7 protein-coding genes are annotated in these 8,387 nt (G+C 54.8%); 5 read left to right on the plus strand and 2 right to left on the minus strand.

Annotation, left to right across the window (positions count from 1 at the left end):
- Positions 1–5: 5 nt before the first annotated feature.
- The 4 genes from GOV80_RS21355 (at position 6) to GOV80_RS21370 (ending at position 5,543) form a co-directional block, all read left to right on the plus strand.
- Positions 6–920, plus strand: coding sequence for a sugar phosphate isomerase/epimerase family protein (locus GOV80_RS21355; RefSeq protein WP_170787618.1), 915 nt, complete (start codon positions 6–8; stop codon positions 918–920).
- Positions 901–2,310: an aldehyde dehydrogenase family protein gene (locus GOV80_RS21360; protein ID WP_170787620.1), complete on the plus strand. Its 1,410-nt coding sequence runs from the start codon at positions 901–903 to the stop codon at positions 2,308–2,310. Before GOV80_RS21355 ends, GOV80_RS21360 begins: the two co-directional genes overlap by 20 nt.
- Positions 2,310–4,091, plus strand: a complete 1,782-nt coding sequence (locus tag GOV80_RS21365) for a thiamine pyrophosphate-binding protein (protein WP_170787622.1) — start codon at positions 2,310–2,312, stop codon at positions 4,089–4,091. The genes GOV80_RS21360 and GOV80_RS21365 overlap by 1 nt, the downstream gene beginning before the upstream one ends.
- A 714-nt stretch (positions 4,092–4,805) precedes the next feature.
- Positions 4,806–5,543 (plus strand): 3'-5' exonuclease, encoded by a 738-nt coding sequence (locus tag GOV80_RS21370; protein WP_170787624.1) that lies wholly within the window; start codon positions 4,806–4,808, stop codon positions 5,541–5,543.
- A gap of 377 nt (positions 5,544–5,920) precedes the next feature.
- On the opposite strand, the gene GOV80_RS21375 is transcribed toward GOV80_RS21370, so the two are convergent.
- Both GOV80_RS21375 and GOV80_RS21380 read right to left on the minus strand, forming a co-directional pair.
- The gene (locus tag GOV80_RS21375) at positions 5,921–6,112 is read right to left on the minus strand and encodes a hypothetical protein (protein WP_170787626.1); all 192 of its coding nucleotides are present in this window, start codon (positions 6,110–6,112) and stop codon (positions 5,921–5,923) included.
- Positions 6,105–6,272 (minus strand): hypothetical protein, encoded by a 168-nt coding sequence (locus GOV80_RS21380; protein ID WP_170555652.1) that lies wholly within the window; start codon positions 6,270–6,272, stop codon positions 6,105–6,107. Before GOV80_RS21380 ends, GOV80_RS21375 begins: the two co-directional genes overlap by 8 nt.
- 315 nt (positions 6,273–6,587) lie before the next feature.
- On the opposite strand from GOV80_RS21380, the gene GOV80_RS21385 reads away from it, so the two are divergent.
- The gene (locus GOV80_RS21385; protein WP_170787628.1) at positions 6,588–8,189 is read left to right on the plus strand and encodes an autotransporter outer membrane beta-barrel domain-containing protein; all 1,602 of its coding nucleotides are present in this window, start codon (positions 6,588–6,590) and stop codon (positions 8,187–8,189) included.
- Positions 8,190–8,387 lie beyond the last annotated feature (198 nt).

Raw genomic sequence — 8,387 nt, forward strand, 5'->3', positions numbered from 1 at the left:
CGTTCATGGCGAAACCCGAAGAGGTTGGCGCAAGCCCCTCTCTCTATTCCTTGGCGCATCTGACGCTGATTGGCGCTACGCCGCCCGAGTTGGTCTATATCGCCGCGCGGGCCGGTTACGATGCCGTCAGCCCCAGATTCATTCCGATGCATGTGCCCGGTGAATTCACTCAATCTCCAATCGACAAGGCACAGGTGCATGCCACCAAAACCGCTCTCTCTACCACTGGCTTGAAAGTCCTCGATGTCGAACTTGCGCGCATCACGGAAGATGTCGATCCGCGCAGTTTTGAACCTTCTCTTGAGATCGGTGGGGAATTGAGCGCTAAACGCATGATCATGAGCGCGTGGACCAATACCCGCGATGATCGTGACTTCCTGATCGACGTCTATTCTGAAACCTGCGAACTGGCGGCGCCCTACGGGCTAACAGTGGACTTGGAATTCCCAAGCTTCTCTCGCTTGCGCACTCTGGATGAGGCCCTGGATATTGTCCGCGCCTCTGATCAACCGAATGGCGGTATTCTGGTCGATACGCTTTATCTGCACCTCAGTCGCGTTGATCTCGGAGAGCTTCTGCACGTCCCCTCGGAGTTGTTCCACTTTCTGCATATCTCCGATTGCCTGCCCGGGATCGCCGATACGCGAGAGGGCATGATCCAGCTGGCGCGCGATGCGCGGCTATATCCTGGCGAAGGTTGGATCGATTTCACCGGCATCATCGAACGGATGCCACCCGTCGACTATTCCATCGAACTGCCTAACCAGAGCCGCGTTGCCGAGTTGGGATATGAAGAACACGCGCGTCGCTGTCTCAGCCACGCCAAGCGAACATTCGGCGAGGCGCGGTCACAGCGTCGTGTGCCCGATGCTGCAATTCTAAAAAACCAAGAGGATCATCATGGGCAAAGAGCTCACTGAAAACGACCGCAACATGGCGGCCGATATGCTGGCACGCGCCCGCGCTGCCATGGCCGAGATCGAGGATTGGGATCAGGACAAGCTGGACCGGCTGTCTCAGGCCATTGCGTGGTATGCGGGGAACGAGAAAACCTTCACGCGTTTGGCCCAGCAGGGCGTGGACGAAAGCGGTATCGGAGATCGCGCAGGGCGTCCTGCGAAGCGCTTCAAGATTCACATGGTGCTGCGAGATGTCTTGCGCACACCCTCGACGGGTATCGTCGAGGTGGATGAGGAAAAAGGTTTGGTGAAATATGCCAAACCTGCCGGTGTGATCGCCTCCCTGATCCCGATGACCAACCCGGCAATGACTCCACCAGTGACCGGCGTGTCCGCCGCGAACGCCCGGAATGCGGTCATCTTCAGCCCGCATCCGCGAACCGCCCATACCACCTTCGAAATCGTCGAGGTTATGCGTGCAGCTTGTCGTGCTGCCGGTGCCCCCGAGGACTTGTTCCAATCCATTCGCAAACCGTCGATCCCATTGACGCAACATCTGATGGAGATCTGCGACCTGACTTTGGCGACGGGTGGCAAACCGATGGTCAAAGCGGCCTACAGTTCTGGGCGCCCGGCCTATGGTGTTGGCGCGGGCAATTCGTCTATCGTCATCGATGAAACCGCCGATCTGGACATCGCCGCCCAGAACACTCGCATTTCAAAGATCTCCGACTTTGGGTCGGGCTGCTCGGCCGACGGCAACATCATCATCCAGCGCTCAGTTTACGACGATATGGTCAAGGCGCTTCAAGCCGAGGGCGGCTACCTGTGTTCGGATGAAGAGAAGGCCATGCTCGAAGCGGCCATGTGGGATGAAAAGGGAAACCGAACGTTTCCGACCATCGCCTGTCCACCGCAGCAAACGGCCAAGGTCGCCGGTTTTAGCATCCCCGAAGATCGCAAGTTTCTGATGGTTGAAAATCAGGGGCAAATCGGCCCGCAGCACAAGTTCTCCAAGGAAAAACTGACCACACTGATGGCGCTTTATCACTTCGACACGTTCGATGACGCGCTGGAAACGGTCAGCCAGATCTACAACACCGGCGGCAAGGGCCATTCCTGCGGCATCTACAGCCACAATGACGATCACATCGACCGGTTGGCGCGTCTGGCTCCGGTCAGCCGCATGATGGTGCGACAGCCTCAGTCCAAGGCCAATGCGGGTGCCTGGACCAATGGCATGCCTATGACCAGCAGCCTGGGCTGCGGCATCTGGGGCGGCAACATCACCAACGAAAACGTCACCATGAAACACATGATGAACTACACCTGGGTCAGCCGTCCGATCCCTGAGGATCGCCCCTCGGAGCCGGATCTGTTCGGTGAGTTCTACGGACAGGAGGTCGCGTGATGGACGGAGCGAAACTGGACGGCAAAACCGTTGCCGAACATATCGTTGACTTTCTCGAACGCCGTGAGGTCAAGCACGTTTTCGGCCTGTGCGGGCACACGAACATTGCGGTTCTGGCTGCGCTGGCGGAAAGTCCCATCGATTTCGTCACAGTACGACACGAACAAATCGCCAGCCACGCGGCGGATGCATATGCCCGCGTGACGGGCAAGGCCTCGGTGGTGCTGTCCCATCTCTCCCCGGGGCTGACCAATTGCGCCACCGGGGTCGCCAACGCCGCACTGGACTGTATCCCGATGGTCGTGATCGCGGGTGACATTCCCACGCACTACTACGGTAAACATCCGCATCAGGAAGTGAACCTGCATGCAGACGCAGCCCAATGGGAGATTTACCGACCCTTCGTGAAGCGCGCTTGGCGCGTGGATCGCGCCGACCTGATGGCCGAGATTCTGGAAAAGGCGTTTCATCTCGCTGAAAGCGGCCAGCCCGGGCCGGTACTGGTCAATGTCCCAATGGACATCTTTTCAGAGGTGATCCCCTCGGACAGTTTCGACCGTATCCGCGACAACACGCGCGCGCTCAAGAAACCGTCGATTGACGACGAGACAGCGGGAGAGATTGTCGAAGCGTTGGCTAAAGCCGAAAACCCAGTCGCTTATGTCGGGGGTGGTATTCTTCTGGCACAGGCCAGCGAGGAGTTGCGAGAATTTGTTGAACATATGGGCCTTCCAGTCGCGCATTCCCTGATGGGTAAAGGCGCGTTGCGAGACGACCATCCGCTTGTACTGGGAATGACCGGGTTTTGGGGCACCGAATTGGTCAACCAGTCCTGCTTGAATGCGGACTACATCTTTGCGGTGGGAACCCGGTTCAAAGAGGCCGATTGTTCCAGCTGGTATCCCGGCTATACGTTCAACATTCCCGGCTCGAAGGTCATCCATATCGACATCGAACCGCAGGAAATCGGTCGGAACTATCCCACCGAGATCGGCGTCGTTGCTGACGCCAAGGCCGCTTTGCGCGTCCTCAACCGGGTCGCCCGCGAGATGTATCCGGACGGTTTCAAACGCCCCGCTCTGGAACAGAAGATCGCCGACTTCCGAACGGATTTCAAAGCGCACAACGTGGAAATGGCGACCTCAGCAGCCTTTCCGATGATGCCCGAGCGTATTCTGGCAGATACCCGCAAGGCACTGCCTGAGGATGCCATCATCACCACGGACGTGGGGTGGAACAAGAACGGTGTTGGACAACAGTTCGATATCCTGACACCCGGGTCGATACTGACTCCGGGCGGTTTTGCGACGATGGGTTTTGGCCCTCCCGGAGCGATTGGGGCGAAACTGGCGGCGCCGGATCGCGTTGTCCTCAGTTTGGTCGGCGATGGTGGTTTTGGTCAAAATCCCTCGATGCTGGCAACGGCGGTTGAGCTTGATCTGGGGATCATCTGGCTGGTGATGAACAACAACGCCTTCGGCACCATCGCGGGCCTTCAAAAGGCGCATTACGGCCTGACCTATGGAACAACGTTCCCCGGATCAGCCGCAGCACCCGCAAACGGGCCGGGTTATGCAGACATTGCAAGAGCTTATGGCGCGGAAGGGCACAGGCTCAGCACTGCTGACGAGTTGTTGCCCGCACTAGAAGCTGCAATTGCCAGCGGGAAACCTACTGTCCTTGATGTCCCAATGATCAATAACCCAACACCAACAACCGGACATTGGAACATCTTGGACATATACTCGCCGGACAAAGAGGTATCTCACGTCGCGACTTGACGAAACTGGGCGCGTTCAGGCGCGCCCAGTTTCTTGTGCCAATGCACATCCGTGCTCGAGGAAGTACCCGTCTTAGTGTTGCAAAGGTTGCCATGGCAAACCGAAGGTTAGTCACGGTCTGACATCAATTGGCTTTGGCTGAAAGAAAGACAGAAAGAAAACCTGAGGCGAACCTCTTCATTGAACATGTCTATCCAATTTCTGCGGAAAAACATCGTATTTTTGCTGATCCAGCGCACATGCAATGGATCACTACATGTACGGTTATGCCAGTTTGGCAAGGGTGCCTGACCGGAAGCCAAATATTCTGGGCGCGATTGACGGAGCACGGTTCAAGCACTGCGACCCAATTGACGCATACTGGGATCCGAACTCGAGACTTTCGTGCCGTTAAAAGACAGATGGGAGGTGCTTCCTCGTCACCGATCAAAATTTATTCTTTGTTCGATAATAGGTCTTCGAGATTGTCATATGGCGCGGTGTCCCTAAACTGTTTCACGAGTTCAGCGTCGTTTGAACGATCCCGATCGCACGTTTTCAGTAGCCGCCATAGATGAAGAAGAAGAATGATTGTCGCTCCCGCGGCCGCAATATTGAAGGCAATTTCCCACGTTGTCATTTTGATGTTCCCACAATTGATAAGTTACATTCCCGCAACCGCAGAACCTGCCATGACACTTGACGAAAACCGGAACCTGTGGCTCTGAGCCCAACTTGCAACTGAAAGTCATGTCTCAGGATGACCTGGAAGACCTATTGAACTCAATCAGCCGGCCGACGCCGGAAGAAGAAGCATTTTTTGCCAAACGTCGCTCCCTTGGTCTCGGTGTCGGGCTCGATGCGCATGGGAAAATGGTCTATCCGAAAAAGCTCGTATTCATCGACTTCGAGGCATCCTCGTTGAGTCCCGAAAGCTGGCCGATCGAAGTTGGCCTTGCGTGGATCGAACAGCAGGGCGTCGTTGTCGAGAGCAAGCTCATACAGCCAGATCCTGACTGGTTGCTCGATGATTGGTCAGAGAAAAGCGCTACCGTACACAATATCCCATTCAGCGCCTTGAAGATGGCGGAACCCGCGGTTGATGTTGCGCGATGGCTGAAAGAAATTGTAGGCGACAACATCCTTGTCAGCGACGCTCCTGAGTTCGACCGACGCTGGCTTGACCGTCTTCTCGCAACGCTCGGTGAACCGGCGAGGCAGATCGATGACTTCGACCGCATCGTCCGGATTTTGTTTTCTCAAGAAGACGGCGTTGTTGCACCCGGTGCGATCGAGCAAGTCTACGAAACGCGAGCGGAGCGCCCAACAACACATCGAGCAGGCGCAGATGCCGCAAATATGGCCCACGCGTATAGATCCGGGTTACCTCGGCTTTCTTCCCCCGACTTTCTCGAGCCAATGTCCGAAGAGGATCTGCAGCGCCGGGAAGGTGGAGCGGAGGACAATAACTAAGTACGCCGAGGGAAGCATATCCTCACCGCACCAGTCACAGCTTAGTCTGTAGATGCTCCGACCCGTCTTGGCTGGCAAGTCTTATATCCGAGGCTTGGCGGACCGGGCATTGCGAGCGGTGCACTTGCACGGTTTCAAAGCGATAAGCAGCTCATCATTTCAGGATTCAAACAGGCAGTTTCTCATTTTTTTGAAACAACACATCTTTTGCTAACCAGTAACACTACATCACAACGAGAGCACTATGAGCGCCCAGCGCGAGAGCTACGACAACGGGATAGTTACGTCTGAACAACCACGTATGGCCCTTCAGATAGGCATAGCGAATGTGAGCAGACATGTGTCTCCTCCTTTTCTGTTTCGAATTTGGGATGGGATCAGTTGGTTGAGACGAGCCTTAGGATCATCTCGAGGGCCGGTTCGCCGTAGGACCCAGCCAGAGGGCCGGTGACAGCAAAGCCGGTCACGCAGTCTTCAAACACCTCTTCCACCCGGAAGTGATGCTCAGGGACGTCATCGAAAGCGCGGACGACCACAACGTCGCCGGGGTTTAGCTCCAGCTCAGTCATCGTTGGGCCTCCACGTCCAGAGAACCGCCAACAGAACCAGCGCCGAGACAGCGGGATGAGACCGCGAAACCACCCAGAGCATCGTCGTCAGGACGGCCTTGGGCGGTGGGTGCAAAAGAAAACCCCCGACGAGAACGCCGAGGGCAGACAAGTACTTCATGGATCAAACTCCTGCAGTTGCTTCTTTATTTAGATGCAGGAGGTTGCTCGGTTTTCTGGGAGGAGCGGAGATTCATACAGTCTGGGCGGATGACCGGGTTGTGCGCCGAAGCAGACTACTCCATTGGGCAATGTCGCCTACTCAAACATAAAACAAAGCGGCAATCGATTTCCGCCCTCGGGAAACGCAATTGGCTATGTTTTACCCATCTACGTAGCGCTGAACCACTCTCATTTGACCTAAGTCAATGTGCGGAGTCGGTTCATACATTACATTCAAACATTGATATACATGGTTGCTCAGGGGGGGGAGACTATGGCTTTTTGGAGTGAGATTTTCGGAGGATTGACAGGGAAGCGACTAGGCGGGAACGACGTCTACAAATTACCTGATGGTGAAGGTGGGAAAGCACTGGGTGATGCCGAGTGGATTTCGGATTTTGGCGTAGGTGGGAATGATATTCTTACCGGAGCCGACGGAGCGGTTCAAAACACTATCAGGGGCGATGCAAACTCCTTGCTTGACAAAACAACTGGCGGTGATGACGTCATTTATGGCGGCTCTGATGGCGCGTCGAACGAACTGTCCGGCGATGCTGGGGCAATGGATGATTTCGCCGTTGGTGGTGACGATACTATCTATGCGGGGGAATACGCCACGATTAACACCGTGTATGGCGACGCAGGTAACAAATGGCATTTTGAGAACGATATCGGGTGGTATGGTGCCTACGATCGGGCCGTTGGCGGCAATGATACGATCTTTGGCGCTGACACCGCGACCAAGGATGTGCTGATCGGTGACTTTGACCAAATGCGGGACCGAGCACGCGGTGGGGATGATGTAATTCATGTCGGGGCCTCGAGTGTAACCGAAGCCTACGGCGACGCGGTTATCATGTCTGACCGTTCCAGTGGAGGTGACGATCAGATTATCGGTGGGCTCGACGCCACTAATATCCGAGTGTTTGGAGATGCCAAATACGCCTACGAAAACGTCAAGTTTGGAAATGACATGATCTCGGTTGGCGGTATTAGTCCCACAACGAATACGAGGCAGCTAAACGTTGCAAGTGGTGACGCTTGGGAGTTCGGCGGCGATTTAGTCGGCGGAAACGATATTCTTATTGGCGGTTCAAACCAGGGCGACGGTCCTGAACTCGATGGAACGGCGAACTTTGACGGCGTTACTAATTCTTTGATTGGTGATGCACATTATCTCAACGACTCTTCCTCGGGCGGAGACGATACAATCTTCGGTGGAGAGAGGGCAGATTTCAACTGGATGTATGGAGATGGCCCTCAGATGTCAGGGGATTCTACGGGCGGAGATGATACTTTATATGGTGGCGATGCCAGCGAATTTAATAATCTCCATGGGGACGCTGACACTCTTAGGGGAACGTCTTCGGGCGGAAACGATGTCTTGTACGGAGGTGACAATGTCTGGATTAACACACTTTCAGGCGACGGCTACCTGATGTCAGGGAATGCAACAGGAGGAGACGACATCCTGATTGCAGCGACGGCGTTCTCCAACACGCTAATTGGAGACGCCCGTACAATGTCTGACTTTACCGTCGGCGGAAATGACACACTTATCTCGAGCAGCAGTAGCGATACAATGTTCGGCGATGCGGTAATTTTGGGTGCAGATGCGGTAGGCGGAGCAGACGTCTTTGTTTTCAGTCCATCAGGAGTCACGGCAAACGACAGAATTGGCGATTTTCGGCAGTCGGATGGTGATCTTATTGATGTTAGTGCCTACGGCATCGACGACATCGAGGACTTGATAATCTACGACAATGGCACTTCGACAACGGTCCTTTTTGAAACAGAAGGAACGATCGAAGGAGTGGTGTTACAAGGTTTCGGAGATTCGACCTTGCTCACTGAAGACGATTTCATCTTCGTTTAAGCTTAAGTTTTGGAACTGTGATCACAGAACATAGCTGTCGGAAATGGCTCACAAACTAAATAAGTTCACGCGGAAAGAGTTTCTGTCGTCTGAGTCGTGATTGAGCTCACTCGAGTTCAAGCATATTTTTGGGCTCTCTAGCGGTCAGAAATGCCCCGTGCTCACCCTCGAAATGCCCCCGAAATCGCCCCAGTTTCT

The organism is Ruegeria lacuscaerulensis (assembly GCF_013034685.1).
GTDB classification, from domain to species: domain Bacteria; phylum Pseudomonadota; class Alphaproteobacteria; order Rhodobacterales; family Rhodobacteraceae; genus Ruegeria; species Ruegeria lacuscaerulensis_B.